This window comes from Psychrosphaera haliotis (assembly GCF_009728465.1).
GTDB classification, from domain to species: domain Bacteria; phylum Pseudomonadota; class Gammaproteobacteria; order Enterobacterales; family Alteromonadaceae; genus Psychrosphaera; species Psychrosphaera haliotis.
On the sequence record NZ_WOCD01000005.1, the window covers coordinates 45,966 to 68,841 of the forward strand.

The following is a 22,876-nucleotide window of genomic DNA, read 5'->3' on the forward strand; positions in this document are numbered from 1 at the left end:
ACTATTAGTGGGGGTACTAATGAGGTTTTCAACTGAAATAGATAAATTTTTTTACAATTTTTTGAATTTTTTTTTGAATTTACTTTCTAATGTAAATAGGGCTAAAAAAATAACTATTATTGGCACCCATTATTTCAAAGATAAGCGCTGCCAAACCTGTTGTACCACGTTTTTATGAAGCTCAATTGAGCTTCGCCCTACCAACTTTTCTTGCAAGTTTAATGACTGCTGGTGATATAACTTACGGTATTCCTGGTAAGCTTCCCAAAGACCATTACACTCAACCTTTGTTATCAACCCTAGCTCTGAACTAATTTCCAACAATCGTTTATTGTCAGAATAGTCAGCTAACCCTGCGTACTTCCCGCTATATTGTAATACCAAAAGTTGCGTAACAAACTCGATATCGGCAATGCCTCCGCGGCTCTGCTTAAGATCAAATAACTCTGAAGTTTCTTTGGACAAGTTCGCACACATTTTTTCTCGCATTTTAGAGATGTCTGCCTTTAACAACTCTGTATCACGCTTTGACTTAAGTATCGCCTTTCTAATCTCTTCAAACTGCACCGTTAATGCTCTGCTTCCCATAACTGCTCTTGCACGCACAAGAGCTTGATGCTCCCATGTCCAAGCTTCGGTGCTTTGATACTCTGCAAAGGTATTAATATTAATAGCGAGCAAGCCACTCGCACCTGAAGGTCTAAGTCTGGTATCTAACTCGTATAAAATACCGCTGGGCGTTCTAGTAGTAAAAACGTGGAGAATTCGCTGCGCTAATTTTAAGTAAAACTGTCTTGAATCTATTTGTTTTTTGCCATTAGTTGGGCTACTTGATGCACAGCCATGGACAAAAACCACATCGAGGTCAGAACCATAACCAAGCTCATAACCTCCTAGTTTTCCATAACCTAATACAGCAAAGTTCTTATCTTGATCTGAAGCACCTTCAGGATAACCATATCGACTGATCATTTGTTGCCAAGATAAGTTAACCACTTGATGCAAAATTGCCTCAGACAATGCGGTTAAATGATTACTCACAGTGGGTAAGTCAATAATTTGCGACACATCACACGCTGCAATAATTAACTGCGACGACAACTTAAACTGTCGTAAGATCTCCATCTGCAATTCTAGATCGTCTGCATCTACTCGCAGCAGGTTGCGTCTTAAGTCAGCGGCGTAGTCGGTTAATTTAGGGATAGTATATAAAAGCTTTGGGTCGATTAACTGATCGAGTAAAAGTGGAAAGTGCTTTAATTCTTGGCCTATAAAGTGACAAGACGACACTAGCTTCACTAATTGCTTTAATGCTCCAGGATGTTCAACTAATAACGCTAGATAAGTTGTTCTAGCCGTAATACGTTTAATGATTTTCAAGATATCAGCACATTGCGATACCGATATTTTTTGAACGTCACACTCTGCCATTAAATGCGGAATTAATAAGTCGAGTCGGTCTCGGCCTTTACTGCTTAAAACCGCTTTAATTAAGTCCGCCTTTTGATCCATCAAACAGCTAATTAAATTATTAGTAGTTAAATTAGTAGCTACGTTATTAGTTAAATTAGTGGCTTCCTCAGTTGTTAAATGTTCAGCAGAAGCCGATAGGTCGTTAGGGCTCTGTAGAGAAGGTTCTAACTCTGTGCTTTCTTGAAGGTCTACTTGTAGTTTTACCTGTAGGTCTAACTGCCATATTGCTTGCCACTTTTCTACTAACTCATTGTTTGGGTTACTTTGATGTTCCGGTGATTCACCAATCAGCTCATCAAATATGTCGTGAATTTGCGTGGAAACGGCCTCTACTGTTGTTAAAAACACGTCCCAGGTTGGCACATTAAATAGCGTTAATAATCGTTTTTTATCCAGCTCAGTACTTGGCAGTGTTTGGGTCTGCTTGTCGTCAAAGGCTTGTAAATATTGTTCGCAATCTCTTAACCACAAGTAACTTTGTTCAATATTAATGCCTTCTTGCTCAGTAAATACATTGAGCCGAACTAACTCAGGTAAAACTGATAAAAAGCTGGGCAACTGTAATTGTGGCTCTTTACCGCCGCGTAACATTTGTAACGCTTGAAGAATAAATTCCGCTTCTCTTATACCGCCAGAGCCCAGCTTTATATTATTAACCAAGTTTCGTCTGACAACTTCCTGTTCAATCTGGCGCTTCATGGTGCGCAAAGACTCGATCACACTAAAGTCGATATAGCGACGATAAACAAAAGGCTTAAGCATGCTAATAAGTTGTGTATGTGACTGTTGTTCCTCGGCCGTAATAAATTTGCTGTAGGCTAACGGCCTTGCCTTTAAAAGAGCATATCGCTCCCACTCCCGGCCTTGCTCTTGGTAATAATCTTCAAGAGCGGCAAAACTGCTTACCAAAGGGCCACTATCGCCAAATGGCCTCAAACGCATATCGACTCGAAATACCTGACCATCAGGGGTGACAGAATCCAATAGCTGAATAATTTTTTGAGCGAGCTTAGTAAAGTAAGTTTGGAAGTCTTCTTGCTTACGACCACCAGCCGTTGTGCCTTTGCTCTCATAACAAAATATAAGATCAATATCTGATGAAAAGTTAAGTTCGTAACCGCCCAACTTACCCATGCCCAGGGCAATTAAAGGAACAGGTTGCCCGCATTCATTTATCGCCTTTCCCCATCGAGGAGCTAAATGGCATTCAGCCCACTGCCTAGCCAATACATAAAACAAATCAGCTGATTCAGACAAGTATCGCATACTGGTTTTTATGTCTATTTGTTTTAGAAAGTGCTGACTGGCAATAACGACCATTAAATGATGCCTAAAATCTCTGAGGGCTTTTAATGCATCTGCTTCTGATAAAGACAGCCATTCCGTTTCTGAAATAGACCACTGAGGCAACACAAGTTGAACTTCTTTGACCACGCAGCTTGCAGCCAAATCTTCAAAAATAAATTGATATCTACCGCACATCCTAAAAATAAAATCACTCATCGCCAGCAGATACTGCAAAGCAGAAGCATCATCAAAATCGACGTCTACATTATGTGCATTTACAAGCGCGGAAAGACGCTTAGCTCCTAATGCCTCTATAGAGTTTGAATCATTGTTCGATGATTGGAATGTATTCACGGTTTAATTTCACTACTTAAATATCTTTATTTTGATATTACGGTTTATTTTAAAGTTTAATTTTAAGGTTTAAGGTTTAAGGTTTAAGGTTTAAGGTTTAAGGTTTAACTATCACTATTTTAGTATCACGTTTTTACCAGAATGGTTTAATTTGGCTAACGCTTCCTATTGAAGCTGACAACGCCGTATTTAAGCTTTGTTGTTTGCCCTTTACCCAAGATAAATAATCCGCGTTTTCTGACTCAGGAATAATTGCCGTTGCATCATTACTTTCACTGCACGCTTCTGTATCACGCACAATAAGCTTTTCTAATCGAGTTAAAAGCAAAAATTCTTCGCAACCAACCAACAAGTCAAGTTGCCCATTGTGCATTGACTGGCTTTGTTCGCCGTATAAATTGCCCACCGTAATGCCCGTTAAAATAGATTCAACCAGAGGCCAATATAGTGCTACTAAGCTTTCTTTGTCAGTGTGATTTTTGTAGTTGGCTAACGCTACCTGAAGGTTTTGCCACGCCGACTCTAACCATAAGTTTGAAAACTCAGTTAAAGGCTCTTTTAATGTGCATAACTCATTCAGTGGTAGTGCATTTCGCCATTGCTTTTGCGTTAACCACTGAACAAAATTCAAAATAAGTCGGTTGTATTCGTTAGTACTAAAAAAGCCCACCGCTTTCATTAATTTGTGTTCCGGCAATTGATACTGTGCCATCAACTCTGGTAGATGTTCACTATTTTCAATTTCTTTCCGGTAAGGGCTTTTTCTGCTGACTAGCTGATTTAGTTGATAAAAACCATCAACCCACTTGTGCTGCTGACGTATAGTTTCAAAAGACTCGATGAACTGATCAATCTGGCTTTGTGCCAAGGTAACAGAAAACAGTTTAAGAATATGAATAATAAGCGACCAGCCATCAATGACTTTTCGCAATGCCTTTGGTGACATTGAAGAGCAAAACACTTGCTCATTGTGTTGTACAAACTTTAAAGCTTCAGAGGCTGCTTGAATAAGCGCTGGCTCAAACTCAATATTACTTTTAAGCTCAATACCGTTTAACTCTGTGCATTTAAGCGATGAGCCTGTAAGTAGTTGATACCCTCGTGCTGCCTTACTTAAAAAGCCTAATCGCACATCTACTTGGCTACTAACAAACTGAGCTAGGTTAAATAAATCTTTTTCTTGGCCAGAAACGAACTCTAATTCAATTTCGCTGATAATGGTTTGATGACCGCCAGACTTAATCACACCTTGATCAAGAACACACTCAATTACAGTGCCCGATGGCATTTCTATTAACCATGTGGTTCGTTCAAAGTCTGTTTCAAATAGTAATTTTAATTCGGCTTGAATATCACTTACTGCAAATCCTATTGGCCAAATTTTTTGGTCAAATAAAGACAGGTCTGCCATTAAACTTACGGGCGTAGGTAGGTCAACATTAAATTCCGGTCTGCGATGCAAACCACCAATGTCTTGGCCAGCTAATTTTACCGTTTGTTCAGCTTCAATTTGACCATCAGAAAACTCGCTAGAACGGATCCGAAGGCCCATATCAAAATCTCTGAGGGCTTGATTAGCGGTATCAAAATAGCCATTTCTCAACTGCTTTTTATGAGTATTGGTGATTTTAAAATGTGAAGCGCTTAGTGCAGCGGTAAACTTATTCACTAAGTCTGGTTGGATAAGAAACTTTAACTCTATTTCCATTAATTAACGTTCTGTTTTCGATTGGAGTGCTCAGGTTACCTAAGTCACTCCACAAACTCAACGATTAGCCAACTTTTGTCTACTCAAACCGATATGCTAGATAAACATTGATTTTAATAGGCTGGCTTAAATGGTTGTAAAATATCTAGTTAAGACGCCTTAGCTATGCCTAGGCCGCCCAATTGAGCCTTAACTTGTCCTGCAGACAAAGCACCTACAGGCCTACGAGGGATATTACCTTTAAAGATAGGCTCAGGTGGGAATGCGCGCTCTTTTTTACCTATTTTATAAAGAATGCCATTTCGAATTTCATCTACTTTATAACCCGCTTTTACCTTAATACGAATATGTGGAATACCGGCGGCTTCTAAAGCCCCAGTCACAAACCAATCTTGCTTTGATTTGTGTCCACCATTTGATTGGTTAACTAAATCTACCGCTGCAATAATTCGATAAGTTTGCGGGTCGCACAACACATAATCAATCACTTTGCTTGACGCTTTGATCATTGCAGAGCGTTTGGCACGGCCTTTAACACTCTCTTTTGTTTCGATGATGTCTTGTAATCTTACTCTATTCACTATTCGGTAGTCGTTACCCACCGCTTTATCTAACAACGCCAAAAAACCGCGCTCTACATTAGTAAAAAGCTGCGTTTTCTTTTTAAAAGGATAAGGATTGTTGGTGTCAATAAAGTGACTTGCTACTAAGGCAATGGTCAAAATTAAACCGACTAGCAATACTAAAACCCATTCCATACTATTCTCCAGTGAACGATAGATAATTCTCTACCGTTACTAAGCAGATAGTGTGCCATTTAAATGGTATTAATTTTGACACTGAGATAAGTGAATTGTTTTTGCTCCTTTTACATAGCCAAGCCGCCATTGCTCTATTATAATTTCTTATAATTTCAGATTGATAGATAACTATCCTAACTTATATAGAGAGCTTGATATGACAATTGCGATAATTGGCGCAATGGAACCAGAAGTAGCCATTTTAAAGAATAATATTAACAACTTAAAAACCACTAAAATTGCTAACTACGAGTATTTTTCTGGTGAATTAAATGGCCAAGAAGTTGTTTTAGTTCAATCTGGTATAGGCAAAGTAGCTTCAGCCATTGCCACCGCCCTTTTAATTAACAACTTTAAACCTGACTACGTAATTAACACGGGTTCAGCTGGCGGTTTTGACAAAGAATTAAAAGTTGGCGACGTAGCTGTAGGCGATCAAGTGGTTCACCACGACGTAGACGTGACGGCTTTTAATTACGAATTTGGTCAAGTACCAAATATGCCAGCGCGCTTTGCTGCAGATGAAAAGCTTGTGTCGTTAACAAAAGAGTCAATTGAAGAAATGTCTGACATTACCTGCAAAGTTGGTTTAGTTGCCACAGGTGACAGCTTCATGTGCGATCCTGTTAGAATTGAAGCAACGCGTCAGCAATTCCCAGATATGTTAGCAGTAGAGATGGAAGGTGCGGCCATTGCACAAACTTGTCATCAAATGGACACGCCGTTTTTGGTTATTCGTTCTCTTTCAGATATTGCTGGTGAAGAATCGCCAATGAGTTTTGATGCATATTTAGAAATCGCATCTAAAAACTCTTCGGATTTAGTGATGAAGCTTTTAAATAAAATTAAATAAAAGCGACTATTACTATGTTAGAAACAATGGCTGAACTTCCACATCTATTGGCAGCAGCCATTGTTATTGTTATTGAATGGCTGATCCCACTTCCATTTAAATACTCTCCTCTTCGCCTTTGCGCGTTATTAGCAGACGCCATTGCTCTCAAGGTTAATAAACCAGGTACAGAGCGGCAACGCAGAATCTCAGGTTTTATGTCGTTGCTCACTTATTTTGTCTTTGTCGCTGTGATTGTTTGGTCGTTACTTTTTGTAATGCCTTATGACATATGGACTGAATCCGTATTATTGTACATTAGTCTCAGTTATCACTCAGTCTCTAAAGTAAACAAAGCATTAGAAGAAGCTCTAGCCAATAAACAGAATACCTTAGCAAAAGATTATTTAAGCGAAACGGCTAGCTTTGATACCAAACGATTGTCCTCTCTAGGATTAACAAAGGGTGCGCTGGAAATAGAAATTAATGCGTGGGTTACGACCTGGTTAATGCCTGTTGCACTGTTTATTGCCCTTGGCGGTTTAGCTAGCCTAGCGTATAGAGTGTTGGATATAGTGACAAAACAGTGGCTTGCTTTAAATCCCAAATACAGCGATTTTGGTCTACCTACAACGGCCATAAAAACTTCGCTTGATTGGCTGTTAAGCGCTTTAATAGCTCCAATTTTTTCCGTTTTTAAATCAAGTCCCGGGTGGTGGTCATTATTCCAACGCAATAAAAACAGATGGCCTGCAGAGCAGAGCCTTGTTGATTTAGTTTGGATGAGTATTGTAGCGGCAGGTTGTCGTATTGAAATGGCCGGGCCAACTATGTTTAATGATGTTAAAGTACCAAGACTTAGAATAAATGAAGGACAAAAGCCTAATCACGGTGCTATTGCTCAGCTGCGTCATTGGCTTGCACGCTTTACCGGTTTTTTGCTTCTTCTTATTCTGTTATTTTGGTTTATTGGAAATTTTAACAATTAAGGTTTAGACATGTTTAATAAAACAGTTTTAGTCATGGTTTCACTTATTTTAAGCTTATTCAGTAGTGCTATTTTCGCCAATAGCACACCTAAGATTTCCGCTGAACAATACTTAAAAAACAAAACAAATTATCAAGTTCTTGATGTTCGTTCGCCAAGTGAATATGCAGAAGGTCACATTGAAGGTGCGATTAATATCCCGCATCACGCGATTATTGATGAATTAGACAAACTAAAATCTATTAATAAAACCATTGTTGTTTATTGTCGCAGTGGCCGCCGAGCTGAAAAAGCTGAAGCAATGATGAGAAAGAATGGCATTAAAGGCTTCATCCATTTAGACGGAGACATGTTAGGTTGGAAAGCAAAACAGCTTCCAGTGGTTAAACCTTAATTTTCCTGCGGACTTGAGTTTTTAGAAGCTTCTAGTGCGTTAACCTCAGCAGCCTTGGCTTTCGTAATTTCCGTCGCTTTTTTAGAGGCATTGGCATTCGCTAGCGTCTCTAGTTGCTTCTCTTTTAGGTTAGCCACCATTTCTACTTTGTTTGAAGTAATAATGACCTTGTCACCGTTTTCTAACAAGCGATATACCCATTCAATATCACTATTACGAAGTCTTACACACCCGTGAGTTGTCCGGCTCCCAATTGAGTCTGGGTTTGAAGTACCATGCAAAAACAATGAATCCCCAAAATGAAGAGCATGTTGCCCCATAATTCCACGCCAACACCTTTCGCCACGTGCAATTTTATCGGTAAATTCAGCCTCCATTTTTTTAGGTATGCACCACTTTATTCCGTCTGAATCAAACAGCTTGAATTCAACTTCAAACTCACCTTCTGGAGTGTAGTAACACTTGCCGCCTTGGCTCTTAGGCAAGCAACGGTCGTATCCAAGCGCTACAGGAGTTGTCAAGATTGCCTCAAGTGAATCCGGAGTCTGTTCATAAACCGTCATATTAAATGCCGACTTATCGATAATAACAAGACGCTTGGTATTTTCCTTTCTAACAATAGGTTTCGGCTGCGTTCTATTTTGTAATCGTATAGGTTTAATGATCCAAACTGGCTCAGCCATTGCCTGCCAACTAGAACCGTTAGGAAAGTGCCCGGTTACTTTAAGTGCATCTTCATTTTCATAGGCACTAGTAAAACTTTTACCTTTAGGCCAAACTTCAAGCGCTTCACCAAGTCTATTAAAAACAGTCGCCTGCTCAAGCAAACGATAAGCTTGCGCGCCTTTTTTGTTTCTATCCAGTTCATCCTCTTCTACGTGAAAAATAGTTGCTGGCGCGTTAGATGATTGAGGTTTTTGAAGAGATAAGTTTTCTGAAACTTTTACGTACCACATAGGAAAAACTGACTGCCACTCGCCCTCAGGGAAGTGACCTGATACTCTAATCCATAAGTTATCTTCTTGATTAGAAGTAAATAATGTATGACTAGGCCATGATTGAATAACATTACCATTAGGCTCATCATAAACATCAACTTTAGCCGTTGTAAGGTAAGTTTTAGCTGACCAAGCAAATGAGCTAAAAAACACCAACAATGTTGCCGTTATCCATAACGTGATACTATTTTTCATCAGTTTTTATTCCACCATTTCAGTGCCATGTGTTTTAATACGGTTAGCACAGTATAAATTACATCAGGTTTAATCCATGAAGAATAAAACACTTATTGCACTTTTACTATCAATTATGGCTACAGGCTGCAACGCCAAAAGTAGTGAATTTTATGTGGGGGAAATTACAGGCCCAACTATCCTTAAAGAATTCAAATCATTTGCTAAACATAAAGATGACATCAGCTATAGCACGGCAGATTTAGCGCCGTTACGAGCAGTTGCTACACCTGTTGAGGTAAAGGTCTTTTTTGGAGAGTGGTGTCATGACAGTGTAAGGGAAGTCCCTCGCTTGATTTCACTATTTGAACAAGTAAATAATCAAAATATAAAACCTACTTTTTATGCTTTAGACACAGCAAAGTCGGATCCAAAAGACGAAGCTATAAAACATTCGATAAGAAAAACACCTACCGTTATTGTTTATAAAGATGGTACTGAACTAGGTCGTTTTTTAGAGTTTCCAAAAACCGATTGGGCTAATGATATAGCTCAGTTAATAAAAAGTGCGGGTGACTAACTCAGTTAAAGAACTAAGCTTAAATCCACCCTTTTTGCTTAGCAATTCGTGCGGCCTCTATTCGGTTGGTCGCATTCAACTTTGCAATTGCCTCGGATAAATAGTTCCTTATAGTGCCCTCAGACAAATACAACTTTTTAGCAATCTCTGATGTTTTAAGGCCTTCACCAGCAAGTTTAATTGCTTTGCGTTCTTTGTCCGTCAATGGGTCATTATCGTCTAGAGCCATAAGTGCTAATTCTGGATTTATAATTTTTCTACCAAGGTGAACCTGTTCTAATGCATGAACAAGATCGTCTATTGGAGACTCCTTCAAAACAAACCCCATTACTCCTAACTTAAGTGAACGTTTAATATAACCGGACTTAGAGAACGTAGTCATTATCACCACTTTTATATCTGGTTTCTCTACCTTAATGGTTTCTGCTAATTCAATGCCGGTCATGTTAGGCATTTCTATATCCGTAAGAACGATATCTACGCGCTGATTACTGTTTTGCAACTGGCTTAATAATTCTATGGCCGCTTCTCCGTTTTCGGCTTCACCAACAACATCAATATTATCTTCCAATGTTAAAAGGCGACTAATAGCCCCCCGCACCATTGCCTGATCTTCTACAACCACCACGTTTATCATTGAACCAGCCCATCCCTGTTTACATCGTTTTTTAAGTTAATACTAAGCGTAAAATTTTGGTTTTCTTTGTTTTTATTGCAGTAAAACGTCCCGTCTAACTCTTCAACTCTGCTTTTTATGCCTTGCAAACCATTTCCTATTTTAATATTACTTACTGTGCCGTTATCTGAAATCGTAACTTTCAAATCATCATCAGTCTGTTTTATGGCAAAATGTACCTCATTACCATTACTATGCTTTAAAATATTTGTCGTCGCTTCTTTGAAAATCATAATCAGCGCTGACTCTGTTTTAGCATCTAACTTTTTATATTGAATATCAGTGGTCACATTAAAATTCATCGCATCTAGCTCTTTACCCAGGCTAATAATTTTTGCAGATAAGCCCGTTTGTTTTAACCCCGACACCGCGTGCCGAACTTCAGACAAGCAACTCCTTGCCAATGATGCTACTTCGCCAATTTCTTGTGCTGCCATTTCGAATTGTTTTTTCTCCATAAGCTTTTGCGACAACTCACTCTTAAGTGCTAACGAAGATAGTGTATGCCCAAGTAAGTCATGCATATCTCGTGCAATTCGCTCTCGTTCAGCAATGGTAGAGATTTGCTCGATTTGTTGATTTTTCTCATCTTGCTCTGCGTTGAAAACAAACTCTTTTTGGCTAAACACACCATAAACAAACAAACTTGATGAAATGACTAATGTTGGCCCAAGAAAAAACGGGCTCCAGTAATTAAATATATAAGCAGCTAAGAATTGAGTGACTATATTGGCCAAAAATAAAATCAGCCCTTGTGATTTAGAGAAATAAAAGCCACTAAAAAATGCAGCATACCCGAAAAGAGCACTAGTGCCTGGCGTAAAATAAGCCCCCATGCCTGATAGCAGTATAACTAACAATATAAGCAGCGCTGCTTTGCCTTCATTAGCTCTAGTTATAAGTATAAACAAAGCGATAAATGTTAAATATATAAATGCTATTACAGCTAAGTTAGCAACGCTATAAGCCTCAAAATTTGCAATCACATTAAAAAAATAGAAAACCGAAAATATAAGAGAAAAGTAGGACCATTTTGCTACTGCCGTATTAGCTATTGGAGGAATGATGAATGACTTGCTGGCTTCAGAGTTCATATCGTTATACTCACTTAAGGTAATCTCTTTATTAATTTTAATTCAGTGACTTACCCTATCAGTAAGTCACCAATTTATTTACTTATTTTTTTTCCAACAACATTTTTGGCCAACCATAATTAGGGTTGATTGTAAGCGCCTTCTCCCAATCAGCTTGAGCAGATGCTTTGTCACCTTGTTGATGTTTGATAAGCCCTAACCAAGTGTAAGCTTCTGCCTCACCCCAATGAAAGTTTGAATATTCATCTTGTTCAAATGCGACTATTGCTTTTTCAAAGGCTTCTTTAGCGTCATCTTGTCCGCCACCAAACATAGGTGGAGTATTGTACTTAGCAATACCTTTTACTAATTGTACTCTTGGGTTGGATGCGGCTAGTGACTCAGCTTCGTTAAGCAAGCTACTCGATTTCATTCCATAATAAGCACCCTTTAACGGCTCTAAAGATATTTTAAATCCATATACCTGTGCCAATAATGCTTTTACTTCAACATTGTTTGACTCTTCTTCAGCTAGTTTTTCAAGAACAACCATAGATGCATCAATAGCAACTTTCGCTGATTCGTTGTCACCCATTAAACTGTGACTTAGTCCCAAACGGTAAAGCCCCAACGCTTTGTCGTATCCTGCAAAGCTTTCACTCATTACTTTAAGCTCTGCTACATTCAGTACACTAGCTGCTTCTTCAATTTGGTTTATTTCTACTTGGCCTGAAAATGCTTTAGTCGACATAACTAAGCTGGCAAATATTGATAAACATGTCACAGCGATTTTTGTATTTTTATTAATTGCTTTCATGGTGTTTCTCCTGTTTTTAAGTTCAGGATTAGTATTGAAGAAAAGCGGAGATATTATTAGAGAGGTTTGTCACCAATTTGATATGACAAATGTCATGACTTTTTTGCGTTAAACAAAAAAAGAGCAACAAGCGCTCCTTTCATATCGAGCCTCTAAGAGTTTAACTAAATGATAATTAAACCCTTATGGCTAAGTTTGTTCGGCTAAATAAACGACTTATTCAGCGTCTTCTTCGTTTTGATCATTGTTCGCAACTGGTTTCATGTGCGGGAACAAGATAACGTCTTTAATGGTTGGTGAATCAGTAAACAACATTACTAAACGATCGATACCAATACCTTCACCCGCCGTTGGCGGTAAACCATACTCAAGAGCTTGAATGTAATCTTCGTCAAAGTGCATTGCTTCAATGTCACCGGCATCTTTTTCTTCAACTTGTTTCTTAAAGCGGTTTGCTTGGTCTTCAGCGTCATTTAGCTCCGAGAAACCATTTGCAAGCTCACGGCCACCAACAAAGAATTCAAAACGGTCTGTGATAAACGCGTTTTCATCATTACGACGAGCTAATGGAGATACTTCCCACGGGTAGCCTGTAATAAACGTTGGTTGATCTAGTTGCTCTTCCGCTGTTGCTTCAAAAATTTCACAAAGGTATTTACCTGCACCCCAAATACCGTCAACTTCAGGCTCTTTAATATGAAGCTTTTTAGCAATAACTTTTAACGTGTCTAGGTTGTTTTCTGGATCTTTAATTGCCGCAGCCCATTCCGGGTTATTTGCCGCTTCATCATAATATTTAAGAACCGCATCAGACATTGTTAAGCGAGTAAACGGCTGTCCGAAGTCATACTCTTTTGTTTCAACAACGTTACCTTCTGAGTCTTTAACCGTGTTAATTACAACGGCTGAACCTAATACGTTGTTAGCAACGGTACGTAACATTTCTTCTGTTAAGTCCATCAAGTCATTGTAATCAGCATACGCCTGATAGAATTCAATCATTGTGAATTCAGGGTTATGGCGAGTTGAAAGACCTTCGTTTCTGAAGTTACGGTTTATTTCAAACACACGCTCAAAACCACCAACAACTAAACGCTTTAAATAAAGCTCTGGCGCGATACGAAGATACATGTCACGGCTCATTGCATTATGATGAGTAATAAATGGACGCGCAGTTGCACCACCAGGGATAACTTGAAGCATTGGTGTTTCTACTTCCATGAATTCACGTTTCTGCTAAGAAGCGGCGGATGCCTTCTACTACTTTAGAACGGATCATGAATGTTTTACGAGTATCTTGGTTTGTGATCAAATCTACATAACGTTGACGATACTTAGCTTCTTGATCCGTTAGACCATGAAACTTTTCTGGTAGTGGGCGAAGAGACTTAGTCAGAAGCTCGTAGCTTTCCATATTTACGTATAAGTCGCCTTTTCCAGATTTATGTAAAGCACCAGAAACACCAATGATGTCACCAATGTCTAGTACGCCGTATTTTTCTTTTAAATCTTTCTGAACGTCTTTTGCGGCATAGGCTTGAATGCGCCCTTTCATGTCTTGTAATAACATGAACGGACCACGCTTTGCCATAATACGGCCAGCAATAGATACTTTTGTATCCATTTCAATTAGCTTTTCTTTTTCGAACTCACCAAACTCTTGTTGAAGGTCGTCACTGTAATGTTCACGACGAAATTTGTTTGGGTGTGCATTAGCCGAGCAGTTTTCGCGGATGTTTTCTAACTTTGCACGACGCTCTGCAATGAGTTTGTTCGCGTCTTGAGTTTGTTCAGTCATTTATGTTCTCAATTACCGTAAAATGATTAATCTAATGATTTATGTACTATTTATTTTTAGTGTAAATCTGTACTACTGTCTAATTAACAGAAGAAACTTACGTATCACGTTCTATCTAAAGTCTTATAGCCCTGCTTTTAGACTAGCTTCAATAAATTTGTCCAAGCCACCGTCCAATACAGCTTGCGTGTTTCGACTTTCAACACCTGTTCTTAAATCTTTTATACGCGAGTCATCTAATACGTATGAACGAATTTGACTACCCCAGCCTATATCAGACTTGTTGTCCTCAGCTGCTTGTTTTTGTTCGTTTTGCTTAAGCATTTCCAACTCATAAAGCTTTGCTTTTAACTGCTTCATGGCTTGATCTTTGTTTTTATGCTGTGAGCGCTCGTTTTGACATTGCACTACTGTATTAGTAGGTACGTGAGTAATACGAACCGCTGAATCGGTGGTGTTTACGTGCTGACCACCTGCACCTGACGCTCGATAAGTGTCTATTTTCAAATCTGACGTATTGATATCGATATCAATATTGTCATCTACTTCAGGATAAACAAAAGCAGACGCAAAAGAAGTATGGCGACGAGAGTTTGAATCAAATGGCGACTTTCGCACTAAGCGATGCACACCCGTTTCTGTTCTTGCCCAACCAAATGCGTACTCACCGCTAATACGGATAGTTGCGCCTTTAATACCGGCAACATCACCATCAGTTACTTCAATAAGTTCTGTCTTAAAGCCTTTAGCTTCACACCAGCGTAAATACATACGCAGTAAAATATTACACCAGTCTTGCGCTTCTGTGCCGCCAGAACCCGCCTGTAAATCTATATAGGCGTCGCTGCCATCAAGTTCACCAGAGAACATTCTTCTGAATTCTAATTGCTCTAATTTTTGTTCTAAGTCGTTTAATTCAGACTGCGCTTCTTCAAAAGTTTCTTCATCTTCTGCTTCTTGCGCTAATTCAATAAGGCCATCAACGTCTTCACAACCTTGATCTAGGTCATCTATGGTTTTAACAATAGCCTCTAGCATAGAGCGCTCTTTGCCTAATGCTTGCGCTTTAGCAGGATCGTTCCATACATTTGGATCTTCTAACTCGCCACTAACTTCTTCTAACTGCTCTTTTTTAGCAGCGTAGTCAAAGGTACCCCCGAAGTACTTCAGTACGTTCGCGAATATCAGCTAATTGATTTAGAACCGGGTTGATCTCAAACATGAATTTTATAATAACCTTTAAATTTAAAACGACGCAAAATTGCGCCGAAGTGTAACAATATTAGTGTATCTACTCAATTAATGGTTTGCTAATTAGGTCAAAACATAGGGTTATAATTGTGTTTCTAGCATAGCTAATACTGGTTTATTCGCATCAGGAAATGGCAAGGTTAACAGCTCTCTTTTACTAAACCACTGCACTGCTTGGCCTTCTTTACCCTCTGGCTCGCCGTTAAACTCGGTAACCAGTTGAAAATAAAGCTGAACTCGCTTTTCCGGGTAATCAAAGACTAGCTCATGAAAATCAGATTGATGAGTGGCCGTAATACCAAGCTCTTCTTGTAACTCGCGAACTAGTGCTGTTGCAACACTTTCAGTTGACTCAATTTTACCGCCTGGGAATTCCCACTTGCCACCTTGGTGTAAATGGTCAAGCCGCTTGCTTAGCAAAAAGCGGTCGCCTTGCTGAATGATGGCAGCCGCGACTCTAATTACCTTTTGTTCGGTTTTAGTTTTACCGTTAACAATTGTCATTTTTTAACTCTTTTATTAAATGTCATAAACAAAAAAGGCGAGCTAAGCTCACCTTTTTATCAATGTTGTTAAGCGAGATGAGCGTTAGCTTAACTTACCGTGACATTGTTTATATTTTTTACCTGAACCACAAGGACAAGGGTCATTACGGCCAACTTTAACTCGGCTGCTTACATTAACTTCTGTTTTTTCTTCAGAGGCTAACTGATTTGACGACTCGTGCTGGAACTCAAGGTCTGCAGCTTCTGCTTGTCTACGCTGTTCTTCAACGGCTTCAACATCTTCTTCCGCTTTAACTTGAACTCGACAAAGAACTTTAATTACTTCAATTTTAAGCTGCTCTAACATTGTGCTAAATAGCTCAAACGATTCGCGCTTATATTCTTGTTTAGGGTTCTTTTGGGCATAACCACGTAAGTGAATACCTTGACGAAGGTGATCCATAGCAGCTAAATGCTCTTTCCAGTGTTGGTCTAAGCTTTGAAGCATAACCGCTTTTTCAAAGTGGCGAATAACTTCAGCGCCAACATGCTGTTCTTTTTCAGCATACATAGCGTCAATTTCTTCGCTAATACGTTGCTTCAGCGTTTCTTCGTGTAGATTCTTGTCTTCTTCTAACCATTTACGCACTGGCATATCAACGCCAAAGTCAGCTGATAACTGTTCTTCTAATGCTTCTAAGCTCCACATTTCTTCAAGAGAGTGCGGCGGGATATGACTATCAAGTACTGTTGCAACTACGTCGCGACGAATGCTTTCAATCACTTCACCAATATCACCATCTTCAAGTAATTCATCACGCTGTGAGTAAATAACTTTACGCTGATCGTTAGCAACATCATCGTACTCAAGTAATTGCTTACGAATATCAAAGTTACGGGCTTCTACTTTGCGCTGTGCATTTTCAATGGCTTTGTTTACCCAAGGATGCTCAATCGCTTCACCCTCTTCCATACCTAGCTTACGCATCATGCCAGTTACTCTGTCTGATGCGAATAAACGCATTAACGTATCTTCCATTGAAAGATAGAAACGTGATGAACCTGCGTCACCTTGACGACCAGAACGACCACGTAACTGATTATCGATACGGCGAGATTCGTGACGTTCAGTACCAATAATATGTAAACCACCCGCGGTGATTACATCATCATGGCGTTTTTTCCACTCAGATTTAATATGTTCAATCTGTTGGTCTGTTGGATTCTTAAGACGTGCAACTTCAGCATTCCAGTTGCCACCTAAAACAATATCGGTACCACGACCGGCCATGTTAGTCGCAATTGTAACTGAGCCTGAACGACCAGCATCTTCAACAATTTGAGCTTCTTTTTCGTGCTGTTTTGCGTTTAATACCGAGTGTTTTATTTTATCTTTCTTCAGTAGCTGAGAAAGTAACTCTGAAGATTCAATAGAAACCGTACCTACAAGTACAGGCTGGCCACGCTCTTGGCAGTCTTTAATATCGGTAATAATCGCACGATATTTTTCTAGCTGAGTTAGATAAACTAAATCAGTCATGTCATTACGAACCATTGGTTTATTGGTTGGTATTACAACTGTATCTAGCCCATAAATTTGTTGGAATTCGAATGCTTCTGTATCAGCTGTACCCGTCATACCAGATAGCTTGTCGTACATTCTGAAGAAGTTCTGGAAAGTAATAGACGCTAAAGTTTGGTTTTCATTTTGAATTTTTACACCTTCTTTTGCTTCTACGGCTTGGTGTAAACCTTCAGACCAACGACGCCCTTCCATTGTACGACCGGTGTGTTCATCGATAATGACAACTTCGTCGCCGTTAACAATATAATCCACATCTTTTTGATACATAATGTGAGCACGTAAAGCCGCATAAACATTATGTAGTAAAGGAATGTTAGTTGCACTGAATAGTGAATCATCTTCTGCAATCACACCCGCTTCACGTAAAATTTCTTCTACACGGATTTGACCACGCTCAGTTAGATAAACTTGTTTAGACTTTTCATCGGCGGTGTAATCGCCATCGCCTTCAACACCTTCTTCGTCTTCTTTTTCTTGACGTTCAAGTAGCGGAACAATTTTATTAATTTCAATGTAAATCTCTGAATTATCTTCAGCAGGTCCAGAAATAATAAGCGGCGTACGAGCTTCATCAATTAAGATTGAATCAACTTCATCAATTAAGGCAAAGTTAAGGCTTTTCTGAACACGTTCATCGGCACTGAATGCCATGTTGTCGCGCAGGTAATCAAAACCGAATTCGTTGTTGGTACCATACGTAATATCTGCTTGGTAAGCGGCTTTTTTCTCTTCGTGGTTCATTCCAGGAATGTTACAACCAACGCTCATTCCTAAGAATTCGAAAAGTGGACGGTTATACTCAGAGTCACGGCTTGCAAGATAGTCATTCACGGTAATAACGTGAACGCCTTTGCCGGTTAAGCCGTTTAGATATGCAGGTAAGGTTGCAGTTAACGTTTTACCTTCACCAGTACGCATTTCAGCAATACTACCTGAATTTAAAACCATACCACCAATCATTTGCACGTCAAAATGACGCATTTCAAAAACTCGTCGGCTAGCTTCACGCACAGTAGCAAAAGCTTCTGGCAAGATATCATCTAGGGATTCGTTTTCAGCAAGTCGAGTACGAAACTCAACGGTTTTATTTTTTAATTCAGCATCTGATAAACTCTCAAATTGAGGCTCAAGAGCATTAATCGCTTTTACGATTTTATTTAAGGATTTTAGCGTACGTTGATTTCGGCTACCGAATAATTTTGTTAATAGTGAAGAGATCATATTTTTCAGCTTTACTTCTGACTGTTCTTATAATGAAAACAATCGGCTATGCCGACTGTTTAGTTCCTGTTCAACTAGATAGTTACCAATCCTGGTTTATAAATTTAACTAGTCTGCTTTTCGGTAAACATAAGGCAATGGGTCAATTTGTTTACCGCGTTTTAACACTTCGTAATGAACATGGGGGCCTGTTGAACGACCCGTACTGCCCATTTTTCCAACCGTTTGGCCTTTAGTAACTATGTCACCTACACTAACCAATAAAGATTTATTGTGACCATATCGAGTAACCACGCCATCACCGTGGTCAATTTCGACCAAATTTCCGTAACCGAAGCGACTATCTGCCCACGTTACCACGCCTGCCCCTGTTGCTACAACATCTGCATCTTCATCGCCGGCAAAATCTAAGCCTTTGTGCATTGCAGGCATACTAGTAAACGGGTCTTTACGGACGCCAAAATAAGAGGATAACCAACCAGACTTTATCGGTCGGCCAGAAACAAATATTTCCTCTTCTATATGGGTATTCATTAATATGGATTCAAGTACTGCCATTCGTCTTTCTTGACCGTCAAGCTTAACAAGCATCTCTTCCATCTCTGAAAACAAGCCATCAACGCTGGTCATAACATCACTAGCGGTTTCTGAGTTTGGTCCGCCAACACTCGACTCTAAATCAAAATTAAATTCTTCTGCAGGAATATTTGCTTGTGTAGCAACTCGACTAGCCACGGCATCTAGCCTATTAACCTGACCTTTTATTTCACCCAGCTTTAGCGTCAACGCACTTAATTGGTGCTCTGCCTGGCGTTTTAAGCCCATGAGCTGCTGTTTTTCATCGCTATATTCTTTTTGAGCTAGGAGCAACTGCTCCCTTACATGATCAGTGTCGTTATTGTTCATTAACGAAGAACTTATAAACCAAACAGTAGCAATCAGGAAAATAGCGGCAATAGGAAGCCATTGCGCTTTAGGCATTTTGACCTTAAAGCTAACATTCTTTCCTTTGTAAATAAGTGTTAAACTCATTAAATACTACCTAGTTTTATGGATTAATTGTTGTGAAATCACCAAAATCTCTATCTGATTTAATGTCGCATGATAAAGCCAGTTCAAATTTAGTTAATTACCAACAACAAACCAGCAATTTTCGAGCCATTCAAACGCTACTTGTTTCTATTTTGGGCGACAATATCGCGCAAAATATCATTGTAAGCAACTTTAAAAACTCAATACTTTATTTAGAAACACCATCTGCAACTATAGCAACGGCGTTTAAAATGCACCAATCTAACATTCTCTCGCACGTGAGACGCGAAATCAATCCCGGTACCGTTACCGTTGAAATGAAAGTGAGTCCAAGAAGTACTCTTTTAAGTAACTTAAAGTCTACTGCAAAATCTAAAAGCGCAGTTGAAACAAAGGTTACTAAGTCTTCTTTTATTCCAGATGACGCGGCAAATTCTATTTTAACCATTTCAAAATCAAGTGACGAAAAGCTAAGACAGTCTCTTGAACGCCTGATGAGCCATAGGAAAAAATAATTTAGCTGAGTTGCCAGCTCATTGATTCATTTCTTAATAACTCAATCTCATCTAACAATTCAAACAATTCAGGCTCTACATTCTTAATTTGTCGATTTGCTTTTAAATTAATTTCTATTTGCTCAGCTAAACTCTTTATTTTTGGCAACCCAGTATAACAACAAGCGCCATGAAATTTGTGAACGGCGGTAAGCACATCATCAACAGAGTTAGACGCTAAACCACCATTAATTTGATCAACTGTGTCAGGGATACTCTTAATCAACATATCAAGCATCTGTACTGCTAAGTCTCGTTTGCCAGCTGCTCTTTCTAATGCCATTGGCCAGTTAATGTGATGGAACCCTGCAAAATCTGGCGCTGCACCACTTTTTAAGACTGCGTCTTGCTTTGCCGCTTTATTGTTTGAAACATTATATGCGTCACCGGAGAACTCAATAAGTATCTGGCGTAAAACCTGTTCGTCGATGGGTTTAGCTAAATAGTCGTTAAAGCCACATTCAGAAATAGTGACCTGCTCATCGGCAGTTGCATGCGCAGTAACTGAAATAATAGGTATATCTTCATTTAATGACGAAGATCTAATTTCACGGCAAGCTGTAATACCGTCCATTATAGGCATTTGCACATCCATAAAAATTGCGTCATAACGATACTTTTTCGCCATTTCAACTGCCTGCAAACCATCATATGCTGTATCTGCGACGACCGACATCTCTGTCAAAATAGTGGTTAACAATTTTAAGTTAGACTTATTGTCATCAACCGCTAAAACCTTCAAGCCGTTAAAAGAAATAGACTTGGTTTGCTCAGTTTGTTGATAAGTTCTAAAAGGTGCGCTTAGGCTATCTATCAACTTTTTGTGGTTTATAGGTTTACTTACACAAGCTGTTGCGCCAGAACCAATGAGGGCTTCTTTTAAATTAGGCGAAATACTACCTATCATTGCGATAACATTTTCGCAGTTCTCTTTTGCTTCAGATACAAACTGTTGTAACAGTCCGATTGTACTTGGAGAAACGTTCCTAGAGATTAAAACCACATCAAAAGGCTCTTTTAGCCATTTAGAGAAGTTAGCTTGGTTTTCACAGGTTGTGATTTGAAGCTCAGTAAAATCCGACAATAATAAATTAATGTCATTTAACGACTGGTCATTATTGTCAAATACTAAAATTCGTTTCCCTGCGATGTCCGCAACATCAATGGGTTCGGCAACGCTTATGTTATTTTCTTTAACAACGATGTCAAAATAGAAGCTACTGCCCTGGTCTTTTTCACTCTTAACACTGATATTTCCGCCCATAGCTTCAATGAGTTTCTTACAAATGTTTAAACCTAAACCTGTTCCGCCAAAACGACGGGTGACTGAACTATCAGCCTGTTCAAACACAGAGAACAACTTTTGGATAACGGTTTTATCTATGCCAATTCCAGTATCAGAAACAACAAATTTAATTTTGTGTCCATGTTCATCACCGCCTTTATATTGAACATCTAAACGGATAAAGCCTTGATGAGTAAATTTTAAAGCGTTACCCATAAGGTTTAGGAGAACCTGTTTAATTCGGTCTGGGTCTCCTCTTAAAGAATCTGGTGTAGATGACTCTACTCCTAAATGAACATCAATTCCGCGGTCAAAAATAGTAGGCGCCATCAGTGTCATGACATCATTGACAGTATCTCTTAGAGAAAATGGAATAGATTCTAGCTCCATTTTCCCCGCATCTAGCTTCGAAAAATCGAGTATGTCATTAATAATTCTGAGTAAATTTTTCGCGGATGATTCAATGGTTTCTAAAAAGTCACTCTGATTATCATTTAACGGCGTTTTTTTCAGCTGTCGAGTAAACCCAAGAACCCCATTTAATGGTGTTCTCAATTCATGTGACATATTGGCTAAAAATTGAGATTTAACATTATTTGCGGTTTGGGCGTCTTTTCTCGCAATGCTCAGTTCTACATTTTGAATCTCGAGTAACTCAACCGTTTGCGTCAGTTCTTGAGTATGCTCACTGATATTATGTTCAGCCTGTTCATTAGCCAAATGTATTTTTTTACCCAATGTATTAATGCCGTCTCTCAAGGTGTTCAGTTCGGCTAGGTAAAGTTCTGTTGAGCGTACTTTTGTATCGCCTTGAACAATTTTGGCGATTACGTTGTTTATTCTATGAATAGGATTGATTAGTCGTTTAATAAAGTATTGCGCAAACGCGAAGCTAACAAATAAAGCGATGATCAAAATACTGATCATAAGCAGGAGTGAAGACTGTTGCTGAAGTAATACCTTGTTCCTACTCAATTCTAAAACCAAGTAGCCATAGAGAGTGCGGTCATCGCCTTTAATAACAAAGGCTTTTGAGCTGTCTAAGTTCTCCCCCCAAATTGGCGTTCTAACAAATACAATATCGCCATAACGCTCAACGGTACTTTTAGAGGAAACCGTTTTACCTTTTGATAACTTAGTTTCTCTAATATCAACGTGTTCATTGGTAGATACAAGTAAACTATGGTCCGCTGTAAAAACAGAGATATTATTGACTGCAGGGCTACCTCGTCGATGAGCTAAATCAAGGGAACGACTTAAAAATTCGTTGTCTTGTTGCTGAATAGATTTTCCCGCTAACATAGCCAGTGGCTCTGCAAGAGATAAACCTCTTTCGATTAATACATTCTCAAGTTCTGTATGTCTTTTATAAATTAAAATACTGCCTAAAATCAGGCTGATGAACAGAGTTGGTAAAATAATGACAACAAACGCCCAATGACGCATGGAAAGGTGAGATTTCATTAGGTTTTTTCGAGTATAATAACGTTTCTTTTTAGTATTTATCTAAC

General features: G+C 39.0%; 17 protein-coding genes and 1 pseudogene. 5 read left to right on the forward strand and 13 right to left on the reverse strand.

Annotated elements, in window-relative coordinates:
* Positions 1–129 precede the first annotated feature (129 nt).
* The 3 genes from glnE to GNP35_RS10780 all read right to left on the reverse strand — a co-directional run bounded on the left by glnE (position 130) and on the right by GNP35_RS10780 (position 5,580).
* Positions 130–3,114 (reverse strand): bifunctional [glutamate--ammonia ligase]-adenylyl-L-tyrosine phosphorylase/[glutamate--ammonia-ligase] adenylyltransferase, encoded by a 2,985-nt coding sequence (glnE, locus tag GNP35_RS10770; RefSeq protein WP_155696127.1) that lies wholly within the window; start codon positions 3,112–3,114, stop codon positions 130–132.
* Positions 3,115–3,247: 133 nt separating this feature from the next.
* Complete coding sequence (locus GNP35_RS10775) at positions 3,248–4,822, reverse strand: CYTH domain-containing protein (RefSeq protein WP_155696128.1); 1,575 nt, start codon at positions 4,820–4,822, stop codon at positions 3,248–3,250.
* A 149-nt stretch (positions 4,823–4,971) separates the two neighbouring features.
* Complete coding sequence (locus GNP35_RS10780; RefSeq protein ID WP_155696129.1) at positions 4,972–5,580, reverse strand: DUF2726 domain-containing protein; 609 nt, start codon at positions 5,578–5,580, stop codon at positions 4,972–4,974.
* Between the two features lie 199 nt (positions 5,581–5,779).
* Between GNP35_RS10780 and mtnN the strand changes: the two genes are divergently transcribed.
* The 3 genes from mtnN to GNP35_RS10795 are packed head-to-tail and all read left to right on the forward strand — an operon-like array spanning position 5,780 to position 7,836.
* Positions 5,780–6,475, forward strand: coding sequence for a 5'-methylthioadenosine/S-adenosylhomocysteine nucleosidase (gene mtnN / locus GNP35_RS10785; RefSeq protein WP_155696130.1), 696 nt, complete (start codon positions 5,780–5,782; stop codon positions 6,473–6,475).
* A 14-nt stretch (positions 6,476–6,489) separates the two neighbouring features.
* Positions 6,490–7,443, forward strand: a complete 954-nt coding sequence (locus GNP35_RS10790; RefSeq protein ID WP_155696131.1) for a cobalamin biosynthesis protein — start codon at positions 6,490–6,492, stop codon at positions 7,441–7,443.
* A gap of 9 nt (positions 7,444–7,452) precedes the next feature.
* Positions 7,453–7,836 carry a rhodanese-like domain-containing protein gene (locus GNP35_RS10795; RefSeq protein WP_155696132.1) on the forward strand — a complete coding sequence of 128 codons (384 nt, stop codon included), beginning with the start codon at positions 7,453–7,455 and terminating at the stop codon, positions 7,834–7,836.
* Here the strand turns inward: GNP35_RS10795 and GNP35_RS10800 are convergent.
* Entirely contained in the window at positions 7,833–9,029 is a 1,197-nt protein-coding gene (locus tag GNP35_RS10800; protein ID WP_155696133.1) for a L,D-transpeptidase, read from the reverse strand. The genes GNP35_RS10795 and GNP35_RS10800 overlap by 4 nt on opposite strands.
* A 76-nt stretch (positions 9,030–9,105) precedes the next feature.
* Between GNP35_RS10800 and GNP35_RS10805 the strand changes: the two genes are divergently transcribed.
* Complete coding sequence (locus GNP35_RS10805) at positions 9,106–9,588, forward strand: thioredoxin family protein (RefSeq protein ID WP_155696134.1); 483 nt, start codon at positions 9,106–9,108, stop codon at positions 9,586–9,588.
* A 19-nt stretch (positions 9,589–9,607) separates the two neighbouring features.
* Here GNP35_RS10805 and GNP35_RS10810 read toward each other — a convergent pair whose 3' ends face one another.
* The 8 genes and pseudogenes from GNP35_RS10810 to GNP35_RS10845 form a co-directional block, all read right to left on the reverse strand.
* The gene (locus tag GNP35_RS10810; RefSeq protein WP_155696135.1) at positions 9,608–10,225 is read right to left on the reverse strand and encodes a response regulator transcription factor; all 618 of its coding nucleotides are present in this window, start codon (positions 10,223–10,225) and stop codon (positions 9,608–9,610) included.
* The gene (locus GNP35_RS10815) at positions 10,222–11,358 is read right to left on the reverse strand and encodes a sensor histidine kinase (RefSeq protein ID WP_155696136.1); all 1,137 of its coding nucleotides are present in this window, start codon (positions 11,356–11,358) and stop codon (positions 10,222–10,224) included. The genes GNP35_RS10810 and GNP35_RS10815 overlap by 4 nt, the downstream gene beginning before the upstream one ends.
* Before the next feature lie 82 nt (positions 11,359–11,440).
* Positions 11,441–12,154 carry a tetratricopeptide repeat protein gene (locus GNP35_RS10820; RefSeq protein ID WP_155696137.1) on the reverse strand — a complete coding sequence of 238 codons (714 nt, stop codon included), beginning with the start codon at positions 12,152–12,154 and terminating at the stop codon, positions 11,441–11,443.
* A gap of 216 nt (positions 12,155–12,370) precedes the next feature.
* A pseudogene (gene lysS, locus GNP35_RS10825) lies at positions 12,371–13,952 on the reverse strand (lysine--tRNA ligase).
* A gap of 123 nt (positions 13,953–14,075) precedes the next feature.
* A protein-coding gene (gene prfB, locus GNP35_RS10830; RefSeq protein ID WP_155696138.1) for a peptide chain release factor 2 occupies positions 14,076–15,174 on the reverse strand; the annotation gives its coding sequence in 2 pieces (ribosomal slippage) (positions 14,076–15,098 and positions 15,100–15,174; 1,098 coding nt in all).
* 110 nt (positions 15,175–15,284) lie between these two features.
* Complete coding sequence (gene mutT, locus GNP35_RS10835; protein ID WP_155696139.1) at positions 15,285–15,707, reverse strand: 8-oxo-dGTP diphosphatase MutT; 423 nt, start codon at positions 15,705–15,707, stop codon at positions 15,285–15,287.
* A gap of 84 nt (positions 15,708–15,791) precedes the next feature.
* Entirely contained in the window at positions 15,792–18,494 is a 2,703-nt protein-coding gene (gene secA, locus GNP35_RS10840; protein WP_155696140.1) for a preprotein translocase subunit SecA, read from the reverse strand.
* Between the two features lie 108 nt (positions 18,495–18,602).
* Positions 18,603–19,526: a M23 family metallopeptidase gene (locus tag GNP35_RS10845; protein ID WP_155696141.1), complete on the reverse strand. Its 924-nt coding sequence runs from the start codon at positions 19,524–19,526 to the stop codon at positions 18,603–18,605.
* A gap of 32 nt (positions 19,527–19,558) precedes the next feature.
* On the opposite strand from GNP35_RS10845, the gene GNP35_RS10850 reads away from it, so the two are divergent.
* Positions 19,559–20,041 (forward strand): DciA family protein, encoded by a 483-nt coding sequence (locus GNP35_RS10850; protein WP_155696142.1) that lies wholly within the window; start codon positions 19,559–19,561, stop codon positions 20,039–20,041.
* A 1-nt stretch (position 20,042) separates the two neighbouring features.
* On the opposite strand, the gene barA is transcribed toward GNP35_RS10850, so the two are convergent.
* Positions 20,043–22,829 (reverse strand): two-component sensor histidine kinase BarA, encoded by a 2,787-nt coding sequence (gene barA / locus GNP35_RS10855; protein ID WP_155696143.1) that lies wholly within the window; start codon positions 22,827–22,829, stop codon positions 20,043–20,045.
* Between the last annotated feature and the right edge of the window lie 47 nt (positions 22,830–22,876).

Coding starts and splice junctions, on each gene's coding strand:
- GNP35_RS10775 (WP_155696128.1), bottom strand. CDS start 4,822: ATGGAAATAGAGTTAAAGTTTCTTATCCAACCAGACTTAGTGAATAAG.
- GNP35_RS10780 (WP_155696129.1), bottom strand. CDS start 5,580: ATGGAATGGGTTTTAGTATTGCTAGTCGGTTTAATTTTGACCATTGCC.
- mtnN (WP_155696130.1), top strand. CDS start 5,780: ATGACAATTGCGATAATTGGCGCAATGGAACCAGAAGTAGCCATTTTA.
- GNP35_RS10790 (WP_155696131.1), top strand. CDS start 6,490: ATGTTAGAAACAATGGCTGAACTTCCACATCTATTGGCAGCAGCCATT.
- GNP35_RS10795 (WP_155696132.1), top strand. CDS start 7,453: ATGTTTAATAAAACAGTTTTAGTCATGGTTTCACTTATTTTAAGCTTA.
- GNP35_RS10800 (WP_155696133.1), bottom strand. CDS start 9,029: ATGAAAAATAGTATCACGTTATGGATAACGGCAACATTGTTGGTGTTT.
- GNP35_RS10805 (WP_155696134.1), top strand. CDS start 9,106: ATGAAGAATAAAACACTTATTGCACTTTTACTATCAATTATGGCTACA.
- GNP35_RS10810 (WP_155696135.1), bottom strand. CDS start 10,225: ATGATAAACGTGGTGGTTGTAGAAGATCAGGCAATGGTGCGGGGGGCT.
- GNP35_RS10815 (WP_155696136.1), bottom strand. CDS start 11,358: ATGAACTCTGAAGCCAGCAAGTCATTCATCATTCCTCCAATAGCTAAT.
- GNP35_RS10820 (WP_155696137.1), bottom strand. CDS start 12,154: ATGAAAGCAATTAATAAAAATACAAAAATCGCTGTGACATGTTTATCA.
- mutT (WP_155696139.1), bottom strand. CDS start 15,707: ATGACAATTGTTAACGGTAAAACTAAAACCGAACAAAAGGTAATTAGA.
- secA (WP_155696140.1), bottom strand. CDS start 18,494: ATGATCTCTTCACTATTAACAAAATTATTCGGTAGCCGAAATCAACGT.
- GNP35_RS10845 (WP_155696141.1), bottom strand. CDS start 19,526: ATGAGTTTAACACTTATTTACAAAGGAAAGAATGTTAGCTTTAAGGTC.
- barA (WP_155696143.1), bottom strand. CDS start 22,829: ATGAAATCTCACCTTTCCATGCGTCATTGGGCGTTTGTTGTCATTATT.